Annotated in this window: 22 protein-coding genes; all 22 read right to left on the minus strand. The window is 54.9% G+C overall.

Annotated elements, in window-relative coordinates:
- Nucleotides 1–315: 315 nt before the first annotated feature.
- The gene (gene lysS, locus K1558_RS30510; RefSeq protein ID WP_238655733.1) at nucleotides 316–1,830 is read right to left on the minus strand and encodes a lysine--tRNA ligase; all 1,515 of its coding nucleotides are present in this window, start codon (nucleotides 1,828–1,830) and stop codon (nucleotides 316–318) included.
- Between the two features lie 160 nt (nucleotides 1,831–1,990).
- The gene (greA, locus tag K1558_RS30515; RefSeq protein ID WP_238655734.1) at nucleotides 1,991–2,470 is read right to left on the minus strand and encodes a transcription elongation factor GreA; all 480 of its coding nucleotides are present in this window, start codon (nucleotides 2,468–2,470) and stop codon (nucleotides 1,991–1,993) included.
- A 224-nt stretch (nucleotides 2,471–2,694) separates the two neighbouring features.
- Nucleotides 2,695–3,711: a tRNA dihydrouridine synthase DusB gene (dusB, locus tag K1558_RS30520; RefSeq protein WP_238655735.1), complete on the minus strand. Its 1,017-nt coding sequence runs from the start codon at nucleotides 3,709–3,711 to the stop codon at nucleotides 2,695–2,697.
- 45 nt (nucleotides 3,712–3,756) lie between these two features.
- Nucleotides 3,757–3,951, minus strand: a complete 195-nt coding sequence (locus K1558_RS30525) for a helix-turn-helix transcriptional regulator (protein WP_274529173.1) — start codon at nucleotides 3,949–3,951, stop codon at nucleotides 3,757–3,759.
- Nucleotides 3,918–4,469 (minus strand): 2-amino-4-hydroxy-6-hydroxymethyldihydropteridine diphosphokinase, encoded by a 552-nt coding sequence (folK, locus tag K1558_RS30530; RefSeq protein WP_238655737.1) that lies wholly within the window; start codon nucleotides 4,467–4,469, stop codon nucleotides 3,918–3,920. The genes K1558_RS30525 and folK overlap by 34 nt, the downstream gene beginning before the upstream one ends.
- Nucleotides 4,470–4,478: 9 nt before the next feature.
- The gene (folB, locus tag K1558_RS30535; protein WP_238655738.1) at nucleotides 4,479–4,841 is read right to left on the minus strand and encodes a dihydroneopterin aldolase; all 363 of its coding nucleotides are present in this window, start codon (nucleotides 4,839–4,841) and stop codon (nucleotides 4,479–4,481) included.
- Between the two features lie 34 nt (nucleotides 4,842–4,875).
- A complete protein-coding gene (gene folP / locus K1558_RS30540; RefSeq protein WP_238655739.1) occupies nucleotides 4,876–5,733 on the minus strand; it encodes a dihydropteroate synthase in 858 nt (285 codons plus the stop codon).
- Nucleotides 5,730–6,605 (minus strand): aminotransferase class IV, encoded by an 876-nt coding sequence (locus tag K1558_RS30545; RefSeq protein ID WP_238655740.1) that lies wholly within the window; start codon nucleotides 6,603–6,605, stop codon nucleotides 5,730–5,732. Before K1558_RS30545 ends, folP begins: the two co-directional genes overlap by 4 nt.
- Nucleotides 6,602–7,183, minus strand: coding sequence for an aminodeoxychorismate/anthranilate synthase component II (gene pabA / locus K1558_RS30550; RefSeq protein WP_238655741.1), 582 nt, complete (start codon nucleotides 7,181–7,183; stop codon nucleotides 6,602–6,604). The genes K1558_RS30545 and pabA overlap by 4 nt, the downstream gene beginning before the upstream one ends.
- Entirely contained in the window at nucleotides 7,180–8,784 is a 1,605-nt protein-coding gene (locus tag K1558_RS30555; protein ID WP_238655742.1) for an anthranilate synthase component I family protein, read from the minus strand. Before K1558_RS30555 ends, pabA begins: the two co-directional genes overlap by 4 nt.
- A 220-nt stretch (nucleotides 8,785–9,004) precedes the next feature.
- A complete protein-coding gene (cysK, locus tag K1558_RS30560; RefSeq protein WP_238655743.1) occupies nucleotides 9,005–9,943 on the minus strand; it encodes a cysteine synthase A in 939 nt (312 codons plus the stop codon).
- A gap of 94 nt (nucleotides 9,944–10,037) precedes the next feature.
- Entirely contained in the window at nucleotides 10,038–10,982 is a 945-nt protein-coding gene (locus K1558_RS30565; protein ID WP_238655744.1) for a peptidylprolyl isomerase, read from the minus strand.
- 9 nt (nucleotides 10,983–10,991) lie between these two features.
- Nucleotides 10,992–11,873 (minus strand): Hsp33 family molecular chaperone HslO, encoded by an 882-nt coding sequence (gene hslO / locus K1558_RS30570; RefSeq protein ID WP_238655745.1) that lies wholly within the window; start codon nucleotides 11,871–11,873, stop codon nucleotides 10,992–10,994.
- A 51-nt stretch (nucleotides 11,874–11,924) separates the two neighbouring features.
- Nucleotides 11,925–12,692 (minus strand): type III pantothenate kinase, encoded by a 768-nt coding sequence (locus K1558_RS30575; RefSeq protein WP_238655746.1) that lies wholly within the window; start codon nucleotides 12,690–12,692, stop codon nucleotides 11,925–11,927.
- Entirely contained in the window at nucleotides 12,692–13,564 is an 873-nt protein-coding gene (nadC, locus tag K1558_RS30580) for a carboxylating nicotinate-nucleotide diphosphorylase (protein ID WP_238655787.1), read from the minus strand. The genes K1558_RS30575 and nadC overlap by 1 nt, the downstream gene beginning before the upstream one ends.
- A complete protein-coding gene (nadB, locus tag K1558_RS30585; RefSeq protein ID WP_238655747.1) occupies nucleotides 13,554–15,170 on the minus strand; it encodes an L-aspartate oxidase in 1,617 nt (538 codons plus the stop codon). Before nadB ends, nadC begins: the two co-directional genes overlap by 11 nt.
- A gap of 38 nt (nucleotides 15,171–15,208) precedes the next feature.
- The gene (gene nadA / locus K1558_RS30590) at nucleotides 15,209–16,147 is read right to left on the minus strand and encodes a quinolinate synthase NadA (protein ID WP_238655788.1); all 939 of its coding nucleotides are present in this window, start codon (nucleotides 16,145–16,147) and stop codon (nucleotides 15,209–15,211) included.
- Between the two features lie 214 nt (nucleotides 16,148–16,361).
- Nucleotides 16,362–18,407, minus strand: a complete 2,046-nt coding sequence (gene ftsH, locus K1558_RS30595) for an ATP-dependent zinc metalloprotease FtsH (RefSeq protein ID WP_238655748.1) — start codon at nucleotides 18,405–18,407, stop codon at nucleotides 16,362–16,364.
- Nucleotides 18,408–18,518: 111 nt separating this feature from the next.
- Complete coding sequence (gene hpt, locus K1558_RS30600) at nucleotides 18,519–19,058, minus strand: hypoxanthine phosphoribosyltransferase (protein WP_238655749.1); 540 nt, start codon at nucleotides 19,056–19,058, stop codon at nucleotides 18,519–18,521.
- A 45-nt stretch (nucleotides 19,059–19,103) separates the two neighbouring features.
- Nucleotides 19,104–20,543: a tRNA lysidine(34) synthetase TilS gene (tilS, locus tag K1558_RS30605; RefSeq protein WP_238655750.1), complete on the minus strand. Its 1,440-nt coding sequence runs from the start codon at nucleotides 20,541–20,543 to the stop codon at nucleotides 19,104–19,106.
- A gap of 76 nt (nucleotides 20,544–20,619) precedes the next feature.
- Nucleotides 20,620–21,558: a serine/threonine protein kinase gene (locus tag K1558_RS30610; RefSeq protein ID WP_274529169.1), complete on the minus strand. Its 939-nt coding sequence runs from the start codon at nucleotides 21,556–21,558 to the stop codon at nucleotides 20,620–20,622.
- A complete protein-coding gene (locus tag K1558_RS30615; protein ID WP_238655752.1) occupies nucleotides 21,548–22,294 on the minus strand; it encodes a vWA domain-containing protein in 747 nt (248 codons plus the stop codon). Before K1558_RS30615 ends, K1558_RS30610 begins: the two co-directional genes overlap by 11 nt.
- Nucleotides 22,295–22,432 lie beyond the last annotated feature (138 nt).

Raw genomic sequence — 22,432 nt, forward strand, 5'->3', positions numbered from 1 at the left:
ATCACCGAAGTGATTTCTGATACTCACTCGTTGTTCAGTTTTCAAAGATCAAGCTCGTTGTCGGCGGAGATTATCTCGTCACCAGCAACTCTTATAATATATCACATCCAGCCGATCAATGCAAGCTCTTTTTTAACTTCTTTTTCGAGCTTAGCCTCAATGTTACGCGGCCAGAAATAGAATATACCATGAATAGAGATTCATTACAAGCTTTTTCTAACAGATATCTAAATCTATAATTCATCCTCTCCAACACGTCCCCAGGAAACCGCCTAAGCAGTTTCCATGGGTGTATTGGCGTGAAGCCAAGAATAATTAGTCTCTATTACGCATATGCGGGAACAGCAGCACATCACGGATCGACGGAGCGTTGGTAAGCAGCATAATCAGACGGTCTACGCCGATACCCAGTCCGCCTGTAGGCGGCATTCCGTATTCCAGCGCACGGATGAAGTCGTCATCCATCTCATGGGCTTCATCATTGCCCTGCTCCTTCTCCTGAATCTGTGCCTCGAACCGTTGACGCTGGTCAATCGGATCATTCAGCTCGCTGAACGCGTTGGCGTGCTCACGGGCCACAATGAACAGCTCGAAACGGTCGGTGAAGCGCGGATCTTCTTCATTCTTTTTGGCAAGCGGCGAAATTTCGACAGGATGTCCCATCACGAAGGTCGGCTGAATCAGGGTCTCCTCCACGAACTGCTCGAAGAACGCATTCAGGATATGTCCGAAGGTCATATGCTTCTCTACCGGAACCCGGTGCTCCTTAGCAAGTGCCTGCGCTTCTTCATTCGTCATCTGAACGCCGAAGTCTACTCCGGTCACTTCCTTAACAGCATCCACCATGGTTACACGGCGCCAGCCCGGAGACAGGTTCACTTCCTGTCCTTGGTACTCAATCACCTGGCTGCCCAACACTTCTTGGGCGATATGCGCAATCAAGCTCTCGGTCAGATGCATAATGTCCTTGTAGTCCGCATACGCTTCATACAGCTCGATCATTGTAAATTCCGGATTGTGACGGGTCGAAACCCCTTCGTTACGGTATACGCGGCCAATCTCATAGACCTTCTCCAGACCGCCGACAATCAGACGCTTCAGATGAAGCTCGATGGCAATCCGCATATACAGCTGCATATCCAGCGTATTGTGATGGGTAATGAACGGGCGTGCCGCCGCTCCGCCAGCGATGGAATGCAGGGTTGGCGTCTCCACCTCCAGATAGCCCAGCGAGTCCAGATAACGGCGCATCGACTGGATGATCCGGGAACGGGTGATGAAGGTCTGCTGCACCTCAGGATTGATAATCAGATCCACATAGCGCTGACGGTAGCGGAGCTCCACATCCTTCAGGCCATGATATTTCTCGGGAAGCGGAAGCAGCGACTTGGACAGCACCTCCAGATGATCTACTTTAATAGAGGTCTCGCCGGTCTTGGTCTTGAACAAGGTTCCCCGGACACCGATAATATCGCCAAGGTCGAGGATCGTGAACGCGGAGTACTGGGACTCAGGAATGCTGTCCTGGCGCACGTATAGCTGGATTTTGCCGCTGAGGTCCTGAATATGAGAAAAGCTTGCCTTGCCCATTACCCGCTTAGCCATAATGCGTCCGGCCACACTGACCTCCAGAGCCAGCTCGTCCAGTTCTTCTTTGGTCATTCCGTCATACTTGGCCAGAAGATCACCTGCAGCAGCAGTACGGTCATACTTCTTGCCGAACGGATCAATCCCGAGGGCGCGGAGCTCGTCCAGCTTCCCCCGGCGGATCTGCAGCAATTCGCTAAGCTCATTCTCTGTGGTTTCGACGTTGTTCAATTCTTCCGTCATGTTCTTCATCCTTTCTTACTCGCGGTATACAAAAGAAGAAACGGCTCCGTCCCAATCCGGGGACAGTCCGTTCCGGTACAAAATATAAGCTGTATGTGTTCACCCATATTTTTCGGCCAAAGGCATTGCGAAAAAAGCTCCCCTAAGGAAGCTTTCGGATCTACTTCATTTTGATATCGAGAATTTTATATTGAATGACGCCTGCTGGGACACTCACATCCACAACGGTTCCAACCTTCTTGCCGATGATTGCTCTTCCGACAGGGCTCTCATTGGAAATTTTGTTGTTGAGCGGATCGGATTCGGCAGTACCTACGATCGTATATTCCATAGTGTCGCCATATTCCATATCCTCTACGGTAACAGTAACGCCTACGCTGACCACATCGGTAGCAATCTCATCACTGTTAATGATGCGGGCGTTGCGGAGCATTTTCTCCAAGGTAATAATGCGGCCCTCAATAAAAGCCTGTTCGTTCTTAGCGTCTTCATATTCCGAGTTCTCACTGATATCTCCGTAGCCGATCGCCACTTTGATACGTTCCGCCACTTCGCGGCGCTTAACGGATTTGAGGGTCTCCAGTTCTTCTTCCAGACGCTTAAGTCCGTCCGGTGTAAGAATGACTTCTTTATCGCTCATCTCAACCGATTCTCCTGTCGTATACATTTATTGAAAACACCATACTATATGCGAATCCGGAGGGATAAGAACCCTCCTGCACCATTGCTCCTGCTGTAACGGCGATTTTATACTGTGAAATTATATTGGAACCGCTACAAAATGTCAATGACGCCCCATATAATGTTTAGCGATACTCAATAAAGCACACAGGAAAGGACTCGCTTCCCGGGAAATTATGAAGATCAGACGGCGGAAAGGACATGATCTGCGCGATCCTGTTCCTCATCCTGCTTGAGCTGTCCGACAAAATCCTCCAAAATCCGTACCATCTCGTCACGTTTCGTTTCTTCCATAATAACGTCCTTCACGCGGGCGGCGGCCTTGAAGCCTTTGAGATACCAGGCCAGATGTTTGCGCATCTCGCGCACCGCTACTGCTTCCCCCTTGAGTGCAATCAGACGGTCCATATGCAGAATCGCCACCTTGATCTTCTCGTCCGGACCCGGCTCCGGCATCAGCACGCCGGTATCCAGATATTGAATGGTCCGGTACAGCATCCACGGATTGCCGAGCGCTCCCCGCCCGATCATCACGCCGTCACAGCCGGTCTGATCCAGCATCGTCCGCGCATCCTCCGGGGTATTCACGTCACCATTGCCGATGACCGGGATGGATACCGCCTGCTTGGCCATGCGGATATAATTCCAGTCGGCGCGCCCGGTATATTGCTGCTCACGGGTACGTCCATGCACGCTGACCGCCTGGCCTCCGGCCCGTTCAACGGCACGCGCATTCTCTTCCACGAAGATATGCTCACTGTCCCAGCCGATCCGCATCTTCACGGTGACCGGTTTATCTACAGCGTCGACAACAGCCGACACCATCTCATAGATTTTGTCCGGGTTCAGCAGCCAGCGCGCACCGGCATCACACTTCGTCACCTTCGGCACCGGGCAGCCCATATTAATATCGATGATATCGGCATTTGTCTCTTTATCGACAATTCGGGCCGCCTCCACCAGCGACTCCCGGTCTCCGCCAAAAATCTGCAGGCTCAGCGGTTTCTCGCGCTCATCGACAAACAGCATCTCACGCGTACGCGCATTGCCGTGGACGATCGCTTTGCCGCTGACCATCTCCGCACAGACCAGGCCGGTCCCGAATTCCTTGGCAATCAGACGGAACGCCGGGTTGCACACGCCGGCCATAGGTGCCAGGACAACCTGGTTTTTCAATTCAATATCACCAATCTTCAGCATGCTTGAATCACTTCCCTTTACTCTTTAATAGCGTTCATCCTTGCCTCAAGGCTCCGGGTTAGCCAGTTCCTCAACGGTTACTCCGAGAAAAGCTGCAATTTTATTTAAAATTTGATCTTCCAAACGTCTGTTGCCACGCTCCACTGCGCCAAGCACAGCAAGCGATATTCCGACAGAATCCGCCAGCTCCTGCTGAGTGTAGCCCTTCAGCTTCCGGAACGCTCTGACCCGCCTTCCCATACGTTTGTTGTCCACAAGCGGATTCCTTCCTTTCCGTCTATGTCTTGAAGCGCTGATGTAATTAACCTGCGGAATACGAAGGAGTCTTCATTCCCGGACACGATGTCGCAGAGCGGCAGCAGGACAAATGCCCGCTCCAGCATCCTTGGATGCGGCAGCGTCAAATCCGGCGTATCCATGCTCATTCCCTCTACCCATAACAAGTCGAGATCCACTGTTCTTGGCCCGTAGCGGACATCGCGGACACGTCCGAGCTGATTCTCGGTCTCCAGCATCACCTGAAGCAACGCTTCAGGTGACAGTGTGGTACGGAGAGCGGCAGCCATATTCAGAAACTGGGGCTGGTCGAGATAACCTACCGGCTCGGTCTCGTACACCGGGGATGTGCGCAGAACCTCAATTTTGTCGTGCTGGCTAAGCCGGTTCAGGGCTTCTCTTAAGGTGCCTTGCCGGTCACCGAGGTTAGCCCCTAAAGCAATATAAGCCTCTGATGACTCAGAGGTGGAATGTGTGTTCATCGGTCTGTCTCACTTTCTGCTCCGCCGCAGCTCTACGGTCACTCCCTGAAAATGAATATCAAAGGGCGGATGCGGCTTGGTCACCTGGACCGTCACAGCACTGATAACAGTATAAGTGCCCAGTAGTCCGGATGCAATATGTTCCGCCAAAGCTTCAATCAGCTTGAAGGAGGTAGTTTCGACCATTTTTTTGACCAGGGCATGCACTTCGGCATAATTCACGGTCTGCTCCAGATCATCACTTGCGCCGGCCGGCTGCAAATCCAGCTCCAGCTCAAGATCCACATAATACCGCTGGCCGAGCCTGCGTTCCTCTTCATACACACCATGGAAGCCGTAGTATTCCATTCGGTGGAGCTTCATTTTATCCATAACAAGTTCCCTGCCTTCTTCTGTGATTGTTCCTCTAGCCGCGCAAGCGGGGCGACCCGGCGTACAGCATAGCATCACACATATCTACCGTCCGCTTGATTGCAGCAATATCATGGACCCGGACGATCTGACAGCCCTGGGCGATGCCAAAGGCGACGGTAGCGGCCGTACCCTCCACTACATCCTCAGCCGGCAGGTCCAGTGTGGTGCGGATGAATTTTTTGCGCGAAGTGGCCAGCAGCAGGGGGTACCCCAGCTCTGTCAGTCTTCCAAGGCCGGTCATAACCTGGAGATTCTCCGTGTAATCCTTCGCGAACCCGATCCCGGGGTCCAGAATAATGTTGTGCGGCTTCACCCCAGCCGTCATAGCGAGCTGAATGCTTCCGTTCAGATCGTCCGTCATATCCGTGAGCAGATCCTTGTAATTGCGGTCCTGCCGGTTGTGCATCAGTATAATCGGACAGTCTGCCTGCGCTGCCACTGCCGCCATCTGCGGGTCAGCCTTGGCCCCCCAGACATCGTTAATGATATGTGCACCGGCCTGAAGCGCCCGGCGGGCGACTTCTGCCTTATAGGTATCGATAGACAGCACAAGGTGCGGAGCGGCCCGGTGAATGCTCTCAATTACAGGCAATACACGCGCTAACTCCTCCTCCGCACTGACCGGCTGATGCCCGGGACGCGTTGATTCCCCGCCGATGTCAATAATGTCCGCCCCCTCGGCCGCCATCTGCAGCGCATGCTGCACCGCCCGTTCCGGGTCCGTCCATAATCCCCCGTCCGAGAAGGAATCCGGCGTCACATTAAGAATGCCCATAATCAGGGTCCGACGGCCCAAGGTCAGCTCACTGCCTCCGCAGCGGTAGCTCCGTTTGTAGATAACAGGCTTCATTCGCGTCCCGTCCTTTCTCTGTACAGCTTCATCAGTAGATCCGTCTGTTCACCGCAGCGCCCGCTGCCGATGGTAATCCGCCGCTCCCCATTCCATATTGTAGTCACTGGTACAAGCTCCTGAATGGAGTTGGTCAGGAAGATTTCATCCGCAGCCGCAAGCTGCTCCCAGCGGTAAAAGCCCTGTTCAGGCTGGAGGCTGGAGACTGCCAGCTCAAGCACCATTTCCCGGGTAATTCCCGGAAGAATCCCGGTGGCTACATCGGGGGTATAGAGCCGCTTATTGGAGATGAAAAAAAGATTGCTCACAATGCCTTCGGCCAGCTCGCCTTGTGCCGTCAGCATCAGCCCCTCGGCTCCTCTGGCCGCTGACGGATACCGTGACAGCTCGCGCTTCGCCAGAATGTTATTCATATAGTGCAGCGACTTCAGCCGCACCGGGCCTTCCGGGGTGTTGCGCCTGTGGTTCAGCAGCTGCAGCTCTTTGCCTTCTGTGTAGAGACCGGGCGGGATTGCCGGCAGAGCCTTCACATACAGCAGATGATTAGGCTGATTATAGCTTGCGGACGGCAGGCCCAGAATATCCTCACCGGCCGTCACCGTGTAGCGGATGTAAGCCTCGTCCAGCTCATTCTTGTCCATCAGCAGGGAGATCCATTCCCTCAGCCCCTGTTCATCCGGTTCATAAGGAATCCCCAGCGTGCGGCAGCCGTCCGCCAATCTCTGCAGATGACACTCCAGCAGAAAAGGCCGGCCCCCGTAGGTGCGGAAGGTCTCAAACAGGCCCATGCCGTACAAAAAGCCGTGATCCAGAGCGGAGACCACGGCGTCTTTGGCTGCGACTGCTTTGTTGTTCACTCCTATATATTTCATGCCGGTTCCCCGGCTCTCCGTTTCAGGAAATTACGCAGCATTGTGTGCCCGTGATCCGTAATGATGGACTCCGGGTGGAACTGGACGCCTTCAATCGGGTATTCCTTATGGCGCAGGCCCATGATCTCGCCTTCTGCGGTCTCGGCTGTAATCTCCAAACAGTCCGGCAGACTCTCACGCTCTACAATCAGCGAATGATAACGGGTAGCGGTGAACGGAGACGCCAATCCTTCAAAGACCGAGGTGCCTTTGTGGTGAATCGGCGAGGTTTTGCCGTGCATCAGGCGCTCTGCGCGGATGACCTTGCCGCCGAAGGCTTGTCCGATAGCCTGATGGCCCAGGCATACGCCAAAGATCGGGATGCTCCCCTTGAAATGCTCCAGCAGCGCCAGGCTGATGCCCGCCTCATTCGGTGTACACGGTCCCGGCGAGATCAGAATATGATCCGGGGCCAGCTGCTCAATCTCCTCTAAGGTGATCTCATCATTGCGGGCGACCTTCACTTCCTCCCCGAGCTCACCCAGATATTGCACCAGGTTATACGTGAAGGAATCATAATTATCGATGACCAAGATCATAGTGCGTTTCCCCCTTTGGCGCCTTGGGCAGCCAGCCATTCCTGCTCTTGCTCGCTGCAGAGTATGGCCTTGACTACCGCTTTGGCTTTGTTGTGGCATTCCCGGTATTCACGGTAAGGGTCCGAGTCAATTACGATGCCCGCGCCTGTCTGAATGTAGCCGGTTCCGTCCTTCACTGCAAGTGTACGTATGATTATATTTAATTCCATATTGCCGTTATAGTCAATCCAGCCCATGGAGCCGGTATACGGCCCCCGCCGGACCGGCTCCAGCTCTTCGATGATCTCCATCGTGCGCACCTTGGGCGCGCCGGTGATGGTGCCGCCGGGGAACAAGGCGGCAATGACGTCATAGGCATCCTTGCCCGGGGCGAGGATGCCCTCCACCTGCGAGACGAGATGCATCACATGCGAGTAGCGCTCCACGGTCAGCAGCTCCGGCACGCGGACCGTCCCGTAGGCAGCGACACGGCCGATGTCGTTGCGCTCCAGATCGACGAGCATGATATGCTCGGCGACCTCTTTCTCGCTCCCGCGCAGCTCCGCCTCCATGGCGGCATCCTCCGCGGGAGTGTGGCCCCGGCGCCGGGTACCGGCAATGGGGCGGGCGCTGACCTTGTCCCCGTGCAGCTTGACGAGCAGCTCCGGCGACGCGCTGGAGAGCGCGAAGCCGGGCGTGCGGAGCAGCCCCATGTACGGGGACGGGTTGAGTCTACGGAGCCATTCGTAGACATTCTCGGGTGTGGACCGGAGCTGCGCCTGCTGGCGCAGCGAGAGGTTGACCTGGAATACATCGCCGGCACGGATGTATTCCTGGACCTTCGACACCGCGAGCTGGAAGCGCGCGGGGGAGAAGTCTGAGCTCATGCCGGGCCACTCGCCGGTGGCCTCGGCATGATCAGCTGCAGCATAGTCTGGCGCGGCAGCTCCTTGCTCTACTGGCATAGAGATCTGATGCCACTGCCTGAGCATCTCCTCTGCGCGGCCCACCGCTGCATCATACAATGTCCTTAAGCCTTCCAGACGGGCGGGCGGAGAATCTGGAACAGGTACATGCACGGCACAGTACAGCATGTCCTCCTGCTGATCGTAGATCCACACCTCCTCCAGCCTCATGAACAGATAATCGGGGAGATCAGGATCACGTCTGGCCAGGGACGGCAGCTTCTCCAGAGAGCGGGCGACATCATACCCCAGGAACCCGATGCATCCCCCGGTGAACGGCGGCAGGCTGTCACCAGCCAAGCGTGGCGATGTATAGGCCTTCATCCAATTCTGCAGCACCTCCAGCGGCTCGCCCTCCATCCGAGCTGCCCGCTTCTGTCTTGAGGCTTCACCTGATCCAGAAGGCGTGTAGAGTTCCGCAGTCTGACCGGTGCCTTCGATCACAGAGACGGGATTCAGCCCCAAATAGGTGTAACGTCCGCCCTTGCCGCTCTCCAGCACAACTGAATAAGGCGAGGCCAGCTCCCAGGCCTGCTTCCAGTCGCCAGGCAATCCCTTGCTGTTCTGCGGTTCCTTCAGAATCAGGGGAAGGATGCTCCAGGCTTCGCCGGCCCCGCTCCACTGCTCCCATTCCTGCCAAGCCGTTACAATCTCCACATCCAACCTCCTAAAAGTTTTGTGCAGCTTCACCTTCACTGATATCTGCTTCGCAGCAAAACTCGCTCCGGAAGCATACGCAGCTGGTTTATTGCCTGTCAGTATACTGTACATAGGGTGGCTTTGAAAAGCCTGTAACCCGTATTATCCAAAAAAAGAGCCTGCGCTATCCCTGCGGAAGCGGATAGGCAGACTCTTCTGAACTGCCGGCTGGCAGCAATTATACTTCAAAATTATAGAGCGGAGTACTCAGGTAGCGTTCGCCGTTACTTGGGATGATGACAACAACCTTCTTGCCTGCACCCAGCTCCTTGGCTATCTTAAGTGCTGCAAATACAGCTGCACCGGAAGAAATGCCGGACAGTACACCTGCTTCCTTCGCTACACGGCGGGCTGTCTCAAAGGCTTCATCATTCTCAACATGAATAATCTCATCGTAAATATTCTGGTTGAGAATCTCAGGCACAAAGTTGGCGCCGATCCCTTGAATCTTGTGCGGACCCGGCTTGCCGCCGGCCAGAATCGGCGAAGCAGCCGGTTCAACCGCATAGATCTTCACATCAGGGTATTGCTTCTTCAGCACTTCACCTGCTCCGCTGATCGTTCCGCCTGTACCTACACCAGCAATGAAGGCATCCAGCGGACCGCCGATGGATTCAATGGCTTCAACGATTTCCGGTCCGGTGGTCTCACGGTGAATCTTCACGTTCGCTTGGTTCTTAAACTGATCAGCCAGGAAATAGTCCGGATTCTCGCTCAGAATCTGCTCCGCCTTCTTGACCGCACCATTCATTCCCTCAGAGCCGGGAGTCAACACCAGCTCAGCGCCATATGCGCGCAGCAGGTTGCGGCGTTCAAGGCTCATCGTTTCAGGCATAACAATGATCGCTTTGTAGCCCTTGGCAGCGGCAACAAGCGCCAGGCCGATCCCGGTATTGCCGCTGGTCGCTTCAACAATGGTGCCGCCAGGCTTCAAGAGGCCCGCCTTCTCAGCTTCTTCTACGATACTGATGGCGATACGGTCCTTCACGCTGGAGCCCGGATTCTGATATTCCAGCTTCAGATAGATCTCTGCAGAGCCTTCAGGCACAATCCGGCCCAGGCGAACGAGCGGAGTACCCCCGATCAGATCTGTTACACTATTGACGACTTTAGCCATGAATAAAACCTCCTTGAATGATAAATGAATTATATAGATTAGAATTTAATCATTTCCGACTAATTCAGTAGGTATTGTATTTAAATTCATATTATCAATCTTGCAGGCCGTTGTCAATATATATCGCCGTATCATATTTGGCCCGCAAATCACGCTCCACCTGCTGCAAAGGAGCCGCCTGTTCCAGCTTAAGCTGCTGGCGGACCATCCTGCGCAGCTCCTCCGGCTCCGGCTGTTCAGGGACCACCATCTTCTCCAGGCGGATGACGGCATACCCCTCTGCGGTCTGCAGCGGCCCTGCGATATCACCGGCCTCAAGTCCTGCTGCGGTCCGCAGCAGATCCTCCGGCCAGAACGGGTCCTGCTCCTCCACCATTCCGATATTCCCGCCATGCTGGCGGCTCTCCTCATCAGTAGAGACTTCAGCGGCCAGCCCGGCGAAGTCCTCGCCCTGCTCCAGACGGTCCATCACCTTGCTGGCCTCGCTGTAATCCTCCGTTGTAATGATCGAGAGCTGCATCTGCTTCCTCGGCGTAAGGGTGTCCGCATTCTCCTTAAGATAATCATCCACTTCAGTCTCGCTGATGGTGATACCTGCTGTGGCTACCGCCTGGAGGGTTAACCGGTAAGCGGTCTCCTCGCGCAGCTCCTCACGGGTCAATCCAAGCTCAGATTCCATCTGGCTGTAATACTGCTCCTCGGAGCCATAGCCGGACATTCCGCGCTTCAGCTCCTGCCTGATCTCAGCGTCCGTCACGGTAATTCCCAGTGCTGCCGCTTCCTTGCCTACTACGATATGGTTAAGCATGCTCAGCAGTACCTCATCGCCGTGCTTGCGCTTCAGCTCCCGGGTCCATTCCTGATCCGTGACCGGCTGTCCTCCGGCTGCAGCGATGTCCGAAGCATCACTTTCAGGCGCCTCTCCCTTAAGAAGGGCCATGGCACGCAGGCTCCAGAACAGCAGACCGCCCAGCATTAAGGTCGCGACGGCGAGTAATATAACGGCATTGCGCAGCACCCGTTCCTGTCTTGTCATCATCGCGCAGCCCTACGATTTCGCTTGGTCGAGAATCACCTGCAGTTCATCCTTGTTAAAAACATACTTCTCATTACAGTAGTGGCATACAACTTCAGCCTGCTGGTCTTCATCAATCAGCTGCTGAAGCTCATACTTCCCAAGGCTTATCAAGGTCTGTTCAATGCGCTCACGCGAGCACTGGCATTGGAACCGGATCTCAAGCTCATCCATGACGACCGCATCCGGCAGCAGCAGCCTCAGCATCTCCTCAGGCTCCAGACCCTGATCCAGCAGCGTCGTCACTGAAGGCATAGCTCCAACCGCCTGCTCAATTTCTGTAATCTCTTCATCGCTCAGGCCGGGCAAGAGCTGGATAATGAAGCCTCCGGCCACTCTGACCGAGTTATCGGTCTCCACCAGCACACCCAATCCAACTGCTGCCGGCGTCTGTTCCGATATGGCAAAATAGTAGGTGAAATCCTCGCCTAGCTCACCCGAGATAATCGGCACGCTTCCCCGGTAGGGTTCCTTCAGCCCAAGATCCTTGCTGACATCAATGAAGCCCTCGGTTCCAACAGCACCCGCAACATCCAGTTTGCCCTGGGCGTTGCTGGGCAGATGAACATGCGGATTCTGTACATATCCGCGCACTTCCCCGAGGGCATTGGATTCAGCCAGGATCTGCCCAAGCGGGCCGTTCCCTTTGACCATAACCGCCAGCTTCTCCTGCCCTTTGAGCATCGCTCCCATTATAGCTGCAGCCGTAGCGGTGCGTCCGAGCGCAGCAGTAGCTGTCGGATAGGTATCATGTCTGCGCCGCAATTCGTCAACAAGCTCTGTCGTACGGACAGCGAACGCTCTAACCCGGCCGTTCATGGCTGTTCCGCGGATCAGCCGATCCTTCTTTTCCATTGGGTGCATACTCCTCCTATCAGTGTGGCCTGTGTAAGGTCATCTTTAAGATTATTTATTCCGGTTGTAAATAATGCGCAATCCTTCAAGCGTGAGCATCGGATTCACTTCGTCAATGCATTCCGTCTCGCTGGCAATCAGTGAGGCAAGCCCCCCGGTGGCAATCACCTTCAGGACCGGCGCATTCATCTCCTGCTTGATGCGTCTTACGATGCCCTCGACCTGGCCGGCATAACCAAAAATAATCCCGGCCTGCATCGCGTGGACCGTATTGCGTCCGATGACCTTCTTAGGCTTCTCAAGTTCAATGCGCGGCAGCTTGGAGGCCCGCAGGTATAAGGCTTCCGTTGAAATGCCCAGTCCTGGTACGATAGCCCCGCCAAGATAGTTGGCTCCGGCATCAATACAATCGAAGGTAGTGGCCGTTCCAAAATCAACAACGACCAACGGACACTGATATTGTTCAATCGCCGCCACAGCGTTCACAATCCGGTCCGCGCCGACTTCACGCGGGTTCTCGTAACGCAGATTAAGCCCGGTTTTGATCCCGGGTCCTACCAGCAGCGGGTCTTTGCCGATATATTTCACACACATCTCCACGATGACCTGAACCAGCGGAGGAACCACGGAGGAGATAATAACCCCCTCCATATCCTTGAAGGAGAGGCCCGACATGTTGAACAGATTCTGGATCAGCACACCATATTCATCTACCGTGGACTGTCGTGCCGTACTCAGCCGGAAATGGTGCAGCAGCTCGCGCTCCCGGTACACTCCGAGCACAATGTTCGTATTGCCAATATCTACGACAAGGATCATCAGAGGGTCCCCTCCTTCTTGCCGTTCAAGTCAAGGCTGATATCCAGGCTGGCGAACGAATAGGTTAGCCGCCCTACGGAGATCACATCAACGCCCGATTCGGCAATGCCGCGGACGGTATCCAGTGAGACATTGCCGGAGGCTTCAATGGTGACATGCTTCGCTTTGGTGCGGATTCTTCTCACGGCTTCTGCCATCAGCTCAGGGGACATGTTATCCAGCATAATAATATCTGCCCCTGCGGCCAGCGCTTCCTCCACCTGCTCCAGGCTCTCCGTCTCCACTTCAATGGTCATGGTGTGCGGGATGTTCGCCCGTGCACGCCCCACGGCCTGGCGGATGCCTCCAGCTCCCTTGATGTGGTTATCTTTAATCATTACAGCATCATACAGACCATAGCGGTGATTCGCCCCGCCGCCGATGCGCACCGCGTATTTCTCAAGCATCCGGTGCCCCGGAGTGGTCTTGCGGGTGTCAACCAGCCTTACAGGAAGTCCTTGAAGCGCCTCCACGAAGGATGCGGTTCTTGAGGCCACACCGGACAACCGCTGCATCAGATTGAGCGCAAGCCGTTCACCGGTCAGGATGGAATGGGTACTGCCTTCCACCTCGGCGATAACCGTACCTGCGGATACCTTCTGGCCTTCCTGCACCATTGCTGTGTAACGCAGTGCCGGGTCTACCACCTCGAAGACCAGCTCAGCTACCGGGATTCCGCAGATGACTCCGGCTTCCTTGGCATGGATAATCCCTTTGGACTCATGGCCCTGGGGGATGGTGGTGCGGGTAGTTATATCGCCGGAGCCGACATCCTCCTGCAGCCAGCTTTTGATAGACTGAAGCAGCTCTTCATTATAGCCGTTAAACATCATCACTTAATTCCTCCACTATGCCCAGCCCGCGGATCTGAAGCAGATGCTTCTGCCACTGCAGGTCATTGCGCTGCGGGTAATCCTCGCGGTAATGCGCACCGCGGCTCTCCTCACGCGCCAGGGCTGATTCGGTAATCAATAGACAGCACGTCAACATATTGGCGAACTCATATTCTTCCCGCCGGGTCAGCATCGCATTGAAGATCGGCAGCTGACGCTTCAGCTCGTCCAGGCCTTTGATCAGCATCTCCCGGTTCCGCCGCAGCCCGGCATACCTCACCATTACCTTCTGCAGCTTGAGACGACGCTCCACAATGGGCTGTGTCGGGGATTCCATCCGGCCCTGGTTATGGGATGCCGGCAGGTTATCCCGGTCCAGCGGCGGCAGCTGGCGGATACGTTCAACAATCCGGCGGCCGAATACAATGGCCTCTGACAGCGAATTGCTGGCCAGCCGGTTAGCTCCCTGCACTCCGGTGGAGGACACCTCCCCGCAGGCAAACAGGCGGGATACATTACTCTCCCCGTTCAGATCCGTCTTGACGCCCCCCATCATATAATGCGCAGCGGGAGCCACCGGAATCCAGTCACTTGTAATATCCAGCCCGTAGCTCATACAGGTTGCATATATGGTCGGGAACCGGCGCTTGACCATATCCGCTGATTCATGGGTAATATCCAGATACACGAAGGTCGATTTGGTCAGCTCCATCTCGCTGACAATGGCCCGGGCCACGATATCACGCGGCGCCAGCTCCAGCAGCTCATGGTAGCGTTCCATGAACCGTTCCCCGTTAATATTGCGCAGCACAGCGCCTTCTCCCCGCACCGCCTCCGAGATGAGGAAGCGAGGAGCACCGGGGTAGCTCAGTGCAGTCGGATGGAACTGAATGAATTCCATATCCCGGATATGGGCACCAGCACGGTAGGCAATGGCCACTCCATCCCCTGTAGCTACTTCAGGATTGGTCGTATAACGGTAGAGCTGTCCTGCACCGCCGGTGCACAGAAGGGTGGCATCAGCCTGCAGGAACAGCCGGCCTCCGCCAGGGCGCTGCACCAGAGCCCCCAGACATTCGCCGTCCTCGGTGATCAGATCGACTACATAGTGATCATCCCAGATCTCGATATTCTCATGCTGAGCGGCCTGGTCCGCCAAGGCACGGACAATCTCATAGCCTGTAGCATCCCCATTGGCGTGAAGAATCCGGCGGCGGCTGTGGGCTCCCTCCTGGGTCAATGCCAGCTCGCCGTTCTCCTGATCGAAGATCGCGCCGAGCCGGATCAATTCGCGTACCCCTTCCGGGCCTTCATTAACCAGAACATCAACAGCCGAAGAGGAGTTCAGCCCGGCACCGGCCAGCAGGGTATCCTGCCGGTGATACATAGGTGAATCCTCTTCGGAGATGACGGCAGCAATGCCGCCCTGGGCATACCGTGTATTGCTCTCCAGTACGGCTTTTTTCGTAATCATAATGACCTTACGGTCTTCACTCGCCTTGATCGCTGTGAACAATCCGGCAATGCCGGAGCCGATCACCAGACAATCAGTCTTGATGACAGGAAGGCCCTCCGGCTCGAAATCAACCAAATATTGTGGAATCATGACCGCTTTCACCTGTTTCAACGAAAGAGTAGCGCATGTTACCGGACTTGTAACATGCGCTCTAGTGATGTTCTGGCTCTGTCGGCAACGGCGGGCGGTACATAAATCTGCGGCTTCATCGTCTCCAGGCATTTGACCAGCTTCTTCAGATTGTTAACCTTCATATTCGGGCAGACCAGGAACTTGGTGGCGAAGTGAAATTCCTTGTCAGGACTGTCCAGACGCAGCTGATATCCGGTTCCATCCTCTGTGCCCACAATGAATTGCCGGCGGTCCGACTTCCGGCAGTAATCGATAATAGAGGTGGTGCTGCCAACATAATCTCCCATAGCCACCACTTCCGGGCGGCATTCCGGGTGAACGACAAATTCCGCTTCCGGATATTTGGCTCTCATCTCCATGACATCCTTCACGGTAAGCATATCATGCGTATTGCAGTAGCCCTCCCAGATAATCAGCTTCTTGCCGGTCTGATTCTGGACATACTGGCCGAGATTCTTATCCGGCACCCAGATAATTTCCTCCGCATCCAGCGATTCAATCACCTTCACGGCATTGGCAGAGGTACAGCAGATATCGGTCTCCGCTTTGATCTCTGCCGAGGAGTTAATATAGGTGACGACCTTGGCATTCGGGTGCTGTGCCTTCAGCTTGCGGAGGCCGTCCACATTGACCATATCAGCCATCGGGCAGCCGGCACGTTCATCAGGAATCAGAACCGTCTTACCCGGTGCAAGAATCTTGGCGCTCTCCCCCATGAAATGGACCCCGCAGAACACAATAACATCCGCATCGGTCTCGGCAGCCTTCTGGGCCAGCAGGAACGAGTCCCCCCGGAAATCCGCCACTTCCTGAATTTCATCCCGCTGATAATAATGAGCCAGAATTATTGCATTCCGTTCTTTCTTGAGCTGTTCAAGGCGCACACGAAGTTCACGATTCTGTTCCTGCTTGCGCTCAAGCGCCAGAGCTTCCACGGTCATTCTCCCCCTTATGTCTTCATGGCTTGCCGCCAGTGCATTCTGATGGATAATGTAATTTTAATGTTTATTCACTAATGTACACAAGGTTCTACCCCCTGTCAATGTAACTAAATATGCAGAGGGACGATGAAATAACCCTGGGAAACCAAAAAATCCGGAGAACCTGTGGTTCTCCGGAGATCATGATTCATTCTTAACACCAGAAGCCTTAAGTCAGGCTCCCGCCGCCTTTATTATCGTCATCCGATCCGCTGCCCTCTTCAGGGTCCGGCTTATTCGGAAGCTCTTTGGACAGATCGAGCGGCGATTCTTCGCCTGATTTGCCCTGAATCCGGACGCGGACATCGCCGATGGAATCAATAACCGGCTCGCCAGCTTCATGAGTCACAGCCCCGCCGTCCTCCGGCTTGCCATCCTCACTCAGATAGCCTTGCTCAATCAGTTCCTTGATCTGATCCAGCTCCAGCGTCTCCTTCTCAAGCAATGTGTTGGCAATCAGGTGCATTTCCTTGGAATGCTTAGTCAGCAGCTCCTTACAGCGTTCATAACAGCTGCGGATGAAGTTCTGCATCTCCTGATCGATCTCGTAAGCGATCGAATCACTGTAGTTCTGTTCATGCCCGATATCACGGCCCAGGAAGACCTGGCCTTGGGTTGCACCGAATTGCATCGGTCCGAGCTTATCGCTCATCCCGTATTCCATAATCATGCTGCGGACAATACGTGTAGCCTGCTGGAAGTCACTGTACGCGCCGGTACCAACCTCGCCAATGAACATTTCCTCAGCAACACGTCCGCCCAGGAGTCCGGTTACTTTATCCAGCAGCTCCTGCTTGGTTACCAGCATCCGGTCTTCCTTCGGAAGCATGATTACATATCCGCCGGCGCGGCCGCGCGGAATAATTGTAACCTTATGCACCATATCAGCGTGCTCCAGGAAGTAACCGACAACGGTATGGCCCGCTTCGTGGTAGGCCACAATCCGCTTCTCACGGTCGCTGATAATCCGGCTGCGCTTCTCGGTACCGACAATAACACGGTCGATCGCTTCATCTACTTCACGCATCGTAATATCCTTACGGTTACGGCGCGCGGCAAGCAGTGCAGCTTCGTTCAGCAGGTTCTCCAGATCCGCACCGGTGAAGCCGGTTGTCCGCTTGGCGATTACGTCCAGCTTAACATCCTTGGTCAGCGGTTTGTTGCGGGAATGAACCTTCAGTACTGCCTCACGGCCCTTCACATCCGGGCGGTCAACGGTAATCTGACGGTCGAAGCGGCCCGGACGGAGCAAGGCCGGATCAAGAATATCCGCGCGGTTGGTAGCCGCTACGATGATAATACCTTCGTTGCCGCCGAAGCCGTCCATTTCAACGAGCAACTGGTTAAGAGTCTGTTCACGTTCGTCATGCCCGCCGCCGAGTCCGGCACCGCGCTGGCGTCCGACAGCATCAATCTCATCAATGAAGATAATACAAGGCGCGTTCTTCTTGGCATTCTCGAATAGGTCGCGGACACGGGAAGCACCGACACCGACAAACATCTCAACGAAGTCAGAACCGGAGATGCTGAAGAAAGGTACGCCGGCTTCGCCTGCTACCGCACGGGCAAGCAAGGTTTTACCTGTTCCCGGAGGGCCCACAAGGAGTACACCTTTGGGGATACGTGCACCGACAGCTGCGAATTTGCGCGGGTCCTTAAGGAATTCAACAACCTCAACGAGTTCCTGCTTCTCTTCGTCTGCTCCGGCCACATCCTCGAAGCTGATCTTCTTCTTCTCTTCATTATATAACCGGGCCTTGCTCTTGCCGAAGTTCATGACCTTGCCGCCGCCGCCCTGTGCATTATTGAACAGGAAGAAGAACAGGATGAACATAATCACCAGCGGGATCATCGAAGACAGGAACGTCAGCCAGATGCTGTCGCCTTCCATCTTCTTCTGGGTCAGTTCAATGCCATTCGCATCACTGGCCGCTACAAGTTCAGTAAGAGCCTGGTCTGTAGGAGGGATATATGTGGAGAAATTCTTCGATTTCGTCTCAGGGGGCTGCTCTCTGTATTCGCCCTTCACCAGGAAGGCGTTCCCCTCGAACTGAACCGTCATGCTCTTCACATTATTATCCTTAATCTCCTGCCGAAACTTATCATAACTAGGGAGATCGGCGGATTCATTTCCATTGCTGACAAACTGGACGATGCCCACCACAACTAAAAATAAAATCAAATAAAAACCAGAATTCCGGATGAACCGATTCATCCCCTACCTCCTCTCACAACGCTCAAGTTATTGTACCATAGCCTGACCGGACTCCTCAAATTGTCAGGAAATCCAGAAAAGTGATCCGTGGATCTTAGGCTGTCGATTCGTTTAGCTGGTATAAATCTCAGGCTTCAGTACACCGACATAAGGGAGGTTCCGGTACAGCTCGGCATAGTCCAGTCCATAGCCTACCAGGAAGGCGTCGGGAATCACAAAGCCTGTGTATTCGGCTTCAAGATTAACGGCACGGCCTGACGGCTTGTCGAACAGAGTGACGACTTTGACAGAAGCTGCGTTACGGCCCTGGAGCATGTCAATCAGGTAGCTGAGTGTAAGGCCACTGTCGATAATATCCTCGACAATCAGAACATCACGGCCTTCTACCGATGTGTCCAGGTCCTTAATGATTTTGACTACGCCGGACGATTTGGTCGTCCCTCCGTAGCTGGATACCGCCATGAAGTCCATTTCAACAGGTACTGTAATCACTTTAACCAGATCCGCCATAAAAATAAACGCACCTTTGAGTACACAGATCACTAAAGGTGTGCGGCCTGCATATTCCTTGCTCAGCTGGGCGCCAAGCTCCCTGATTCTTTGTTGGATTTCTTCTTCGCTGATCAAGATTTCCTGAATGTCATTCTGCAACTTGCGAACCTCCTAAGATATACTATGAAAGACTTACTTCGGCCATTACGTCTGTTCGCCCTGCTCCATATCCTCCAGGGTCAGAAGCAGAACCGTATCCGTGTGCCGCTTAACCAGAGCATGATTCGAGCGTCTTACACCAGGAATCCAGATAATGTTGCCAAGGCCATCACAAACGAGGGGAATGGCAGAGCGTTCGGAAGAAGGTATTTTATCATCAATGTAAATATCTTTTACCTTTTTGCTTCCGTTTAATCCCATAACCCTTATGGTATCTCCAGGCAACCGGGAGCGAATGGTGAGCGGCAGGACAAGTTCGCCTCCGTCAAACCAGGCTGACCTCTTCCCGGGACCCTCCTCCTGTACGGTGAAACCTTCTCTCTCCAGGACCCTCATCTCCATAACTTTTCCGATCTCCGCAAGGTTCATGCGGGGATGGGCCAAAGACAGGGGATATGTATAGCTTACCTGCTGATTCAAAGGCTTGGACGAGAACACTAGACTGTCATATTGCCGCCTGCAGACATAACCACCGCCCAGATCCAGTGTCCATACGGTAGGATATTCCTGCAGCGCTCTCCGGCGGACTTCCTCAACCTTAGAGAAATCCATGGATAATTCCGCCGACAGATAATTTAATATTAGTTTAATCAAACGCCGTTGTAAAGCAGAGGGTACGCCCGCAAATGCTGCTCTCTCCAAGGTGTATTTTCCATGCTCGGCCAAAACAAGCTCATCCAAGCATTTTGCCGCACTCGCCTCCATATATTCATCTTCCGCACCGGCAATTTCAGCCAGCTGCAGAAGCGATTGTCTCACGCGCGGGTTATGCTGCTCCAGCAGGGGCAGAACCTCAAGCCTGATAGCATTCCGCTGATAGATCGCCTGCTGGTTGCTCGCATCCTCCGCGTAAGCATAGCCCTCACTCTGGCATAAGCCGACAAGAGCCGTTTTGTTAATACGCAGCAGGGGGCGGATGAGTTCCACCCTCTTCTCGGTCCGTTTCCAGCGCATTCCGGCAAGACCCGAGAGTCCGCTTCCGCGCAGCAGCCGCATCAGTACCGTCTCCGCCTGATCATCTGCATGGTGGGCAAGGGCCACAGCCCCGGCCTTGTAGCGGTGTGCGGTATCAATCAGGAACTCATAGCGCTTCTCCCGCGCTGTTCCTTCGGGGCCAAGCCCGCTCCCCTTCATTATCGAAGGAATATCGAACTCCGCCAGCTCAAAGGGGATAGACAATTCCTCCGCCAGCCCCCGCACCAGCTCCGCCTCCTCAGCTGATTCGGCTCTGAAGCCGTGATTGACATGGGCGCAGATCAGCGCAAGCGGCATCCGCGTCCTGGAGATCTCATGCAGGATACGCAAAAGAGCCACAGAATCCGGCCCCCCGGAAACTGCGACTACAATGGTGTCATGGGGCTGCCACAGCGCATATTCAGCCGCGGCCTCCATTACGGATTCCACCAGTTCTTTCATGTGCTCCATCAGCGGCTTCCTTTCCAGCAGTCCTTGCTTCTCCGGCTTCCGGCAGCCGGGGATGTGAAGATTATGTACAATGCTTTTAGAAACGGAATACCCAGTACAGGGTAAAAGCGAGCAGGCCCAAGGACAGCGCAAACGCGTTCTTCAGCCAGCGCGGGGTAGCGATGGTCTCCTTGCCGGTCTTGCGCCCCCGGTAGATGTGGCTTCTCCAGATCTCCGCCGCCTGCGCGGAGCCCGGGAATCCCCCTTGAAGCGCAAGGCACAGCCAGGAGGACAGCTTCCGGTCGGGCAGCTCCCGGGCCAGCTTCAGCAGGTCCTCGGTGCTTCGGGTCTGCGGCAGCTGCCGGGCAGCCGATTTCAGACCCTCTTCGTTCAGCAGACGCAGGCACAGGATGGCAAAAGCAAACAGATCATAGCCCTCATCACCGGTCCGGCTGCCGGCATTCCAGAAGCCGCGGTCATGCCATTCGGTGAACTGCTTGACGCTGCGGCCGATCGGGCTTGCCCCTCCGTAATCAATCAGCTCGGCCTCCCCGTAGGCAGAGACCATGACGTTCTCGGGCTTCAGGTCCCCGAAAACGAATCCGCATTCATGCAAGGTGCTCAGCTTATCCAGAATTGTCATGCCGATCAGCCCAAGCCAGGAAGCGCCATTCCTGGAGAGGAAATGATGCAGCGGCTTGCCTTCCACATAACGCATCACATAGAAGGGGGTCTGGTCCCTGTCCTTGAAATCATCCGATTCCAGCAGATAAGAGGACAGCGGCGACTCCCTGCGGGCCCTGTGCTCACTGCGCTTGCGGCAGGATTGCAGAGATGTCAGCACATTAATCTCGGATTGCAGCTCCAGCGTATCGTATCCGATCTTCAGCGCATACCGCTCCCGCCGGCCTTCCCGCTGCACCAGATATACGGTTCCGTTAGCCCCTTTCCCCAGCACCCGCTCCACGACATAACGGTTCCCCCGCCATTTGCCGGTAATCACAGTGCCTGCCGGATAGGGTGGATTAGACGACATACCCACCAATCATCCCTTCTCTTGCCCGGTCCTCTCCGCCTGGAGGATCATCACGATATTCATCCAGTTTATCACAACGGTAATGTTCGAGCACCTTGAATATGGCCGGTCCGGTCGGTGTGGCTCCCCGCATCTTCAGTCTGGAGAAGAGCGAGCGGATCTCGGCCACATCGTGGGTCCAGTCGATATCCAGCATGGCATCCTCACTGCTGTTCCGTCCGGGGAAATGAAACACAGCAATCTCACTGCGCCCCTCACGCGCCTCCAGGCTAAGCGCCAGATCACGGATCGCATCCATTACCGCTCCAAGCTTCGGCTTCATACTGGCACTTGCATCAATTAACAGCGCGATGCGCAAGCTTGTAGTTTCGGTCAGCTCATCGACCATCGTAACCATCTGGGAACGCTGCTGCGGAGGCAGCTCCGCGAGCGAACCCTCGCCGAGAATTTTTTGTACTTCTATATTCACCGCTTGCTGAATGGTCTGAACCACGGTCTTGCGGGTCATCATCTGAATGGTCTGGGCGAGCTGGGGCGTGCCCACGATCCGGCTGATTCCGCCGCCCGCCTTGGCAATGTCGGCAATCTCGCGGCTGCCCAGTTCGCCGATCGTGCCAAAGTCCACGACCCCGACGACGTTGACTGTAATTCCTTCCTGCCGGGCATGGGCCGCTGCCAGCACCGGACTCTCCCCCACGTTTGAACAACCGTCCGTAATGAGCAGAATTTGCTTCATGACCGTTCCTCCCTTCCTTGTCTAGTTACTAGCATAGCCAAGGTAGAGAGATTTCAAACGGCTGGACGCCGGAAAATTGGATCTATTAAAAATGTAAAAATGAGTCTCTGCGAGACTTTTGGGCCTCCGATCGCTGTT

The sequence above is a fragment of the Paenibacillus piscarius genome (genome assembly GCF_022234545.1).
GTDB classification, from domain to species: Bacteria; Bacillota; Bacilli; order Paenibacillales; family Paenibacillaceae; genus Paenibacillus_AQ; species Paenibacillus_AQ piscarius.

Bases quoted from the DNA above. Each gene is read 5' to 3' on its own strand.
- lysS (WP_238655733.1), bottom strand. From the start codon at position 1,830: ATGACGGAAGAATTGAACAACGTCGAAACCACAGAGAATGAGCTTAGC.
- greA (WP_238655734.1), bottom strand. From the start codon at position 2,470: ATGAGCGATAAAGAAGTCATTCTTACACCGGACGGACTTAAGCGTCTG.
- dusB (WP_238655735.1), bottom strand. From the start codon at position 3,711: ATGCTGAAGATTGGTGATATTGAATTGAAAAACCAGGTTGTCCTGGCA.
- K1558_RS30525 (WP_274529173.1), bottom strand. From the start codon at position 3,951: ATGGGAAGGCGGGTCAGAGCGTTCCGGAAGCTGAAGGGCTACACTCAG.
- folK (WP_238655737.1), bottom strand. From the start codon at position 4,469: ATGAACACACATTCCACCTCTGAGTCATCAGAGGCTTATATTGCTTTA.
- folB (WP_238655738.1), bottom strand. From the start codon at position 4,841: ATGGATAAAATGAAGCTCCACCGAATGGAATACTACGGCTTCCATGGT.
- folP (WP_238655739.1), bottom strand. From the start codon at position 5,733: ATGAAGCCTGTTATCTACAAACGGAGCTACCGCTGCGGAGGCAGTGAG.
- K1558_RS30545 (WP_238655740.1), bottom strand. From the start codon at position 6,605: ATGAAATATATAGGAGTGAACAACAAAGCAGTCGCAGCCAAAGACGCC.
- pabA (WP_238655741.1), bottom strand. From the start codon at position 7,183: ATGATCTTGGTCATCGATAATTATGATTCCTTCACGTATAACCTGGTG.
- cysK (WP_238655743.1), bottom strand. From the start codon at position 9,943: ATGGCTAAAGTCGTCAATAGTGTAACAGATCTGATCGGGGGTACTCCG.
- K1558_RS30565 (WP_238655744.1), bottom strand. From the start codon at position 10,982: ATGATGACAAGACAGGAACGGGTGCTGCGCAATGCCGTTATATTACTC.
- hslO (WP_238655745.1), bottom strand. From the start codon at position 11,873: ATGGAAAAGAAGGATCGGCTGATCCGCGGAACAGCCATGAACGGCCGG.
- K1558_RS30575 (WP_238655746.1), bottom strand. From the start codon at position 12,692: ATGATCCTTGTCGTAGATATTGGCAATACGAACATTGTGCTCGGAGTG.
- nadC (WP_238655787.1), bottom strand. From the start codon at position 13,564: ATGATGTTTAACGGCTATAATGAAGAGCTGCTTCAGTCTATCAAAAGC.
- nadB (WP_238655747.1), bottom strand. From the start codon at position 15,170: ATGATTCCACAATATTTGGTTGATTTCGAGCCGGAGGGCCTTCCTGTC.
- ftsH (WP_238655748.1), bottom strand. From the start codon at position 18,407: ATGAATCGGTTCATCCGGAATTCTGGTTTTTATTTGATTTTATTTTTA.
- tilS (WP_238655750.1), bottom strand. From the start codon at position 20,543: ATGGAGCACATGAAAGAACTGGTGGAATCCGTAATGGAGGCCGCGGCT.
- K1558_RS30610 (WP_274529169.1), bottom strand. From the start codon at position 21,558: ATGTCGTCTAATCCACCCTATCCGGCAGGCACTGTGATTACCGGCAAA.
- K1558_RS30615 (WP_238655752.1), bottom strand. From the start codon at position 22,294: ATGAAGCAAATTCTGCTCATTACGGACGGTTGTTCAAACGTGGGGGAG.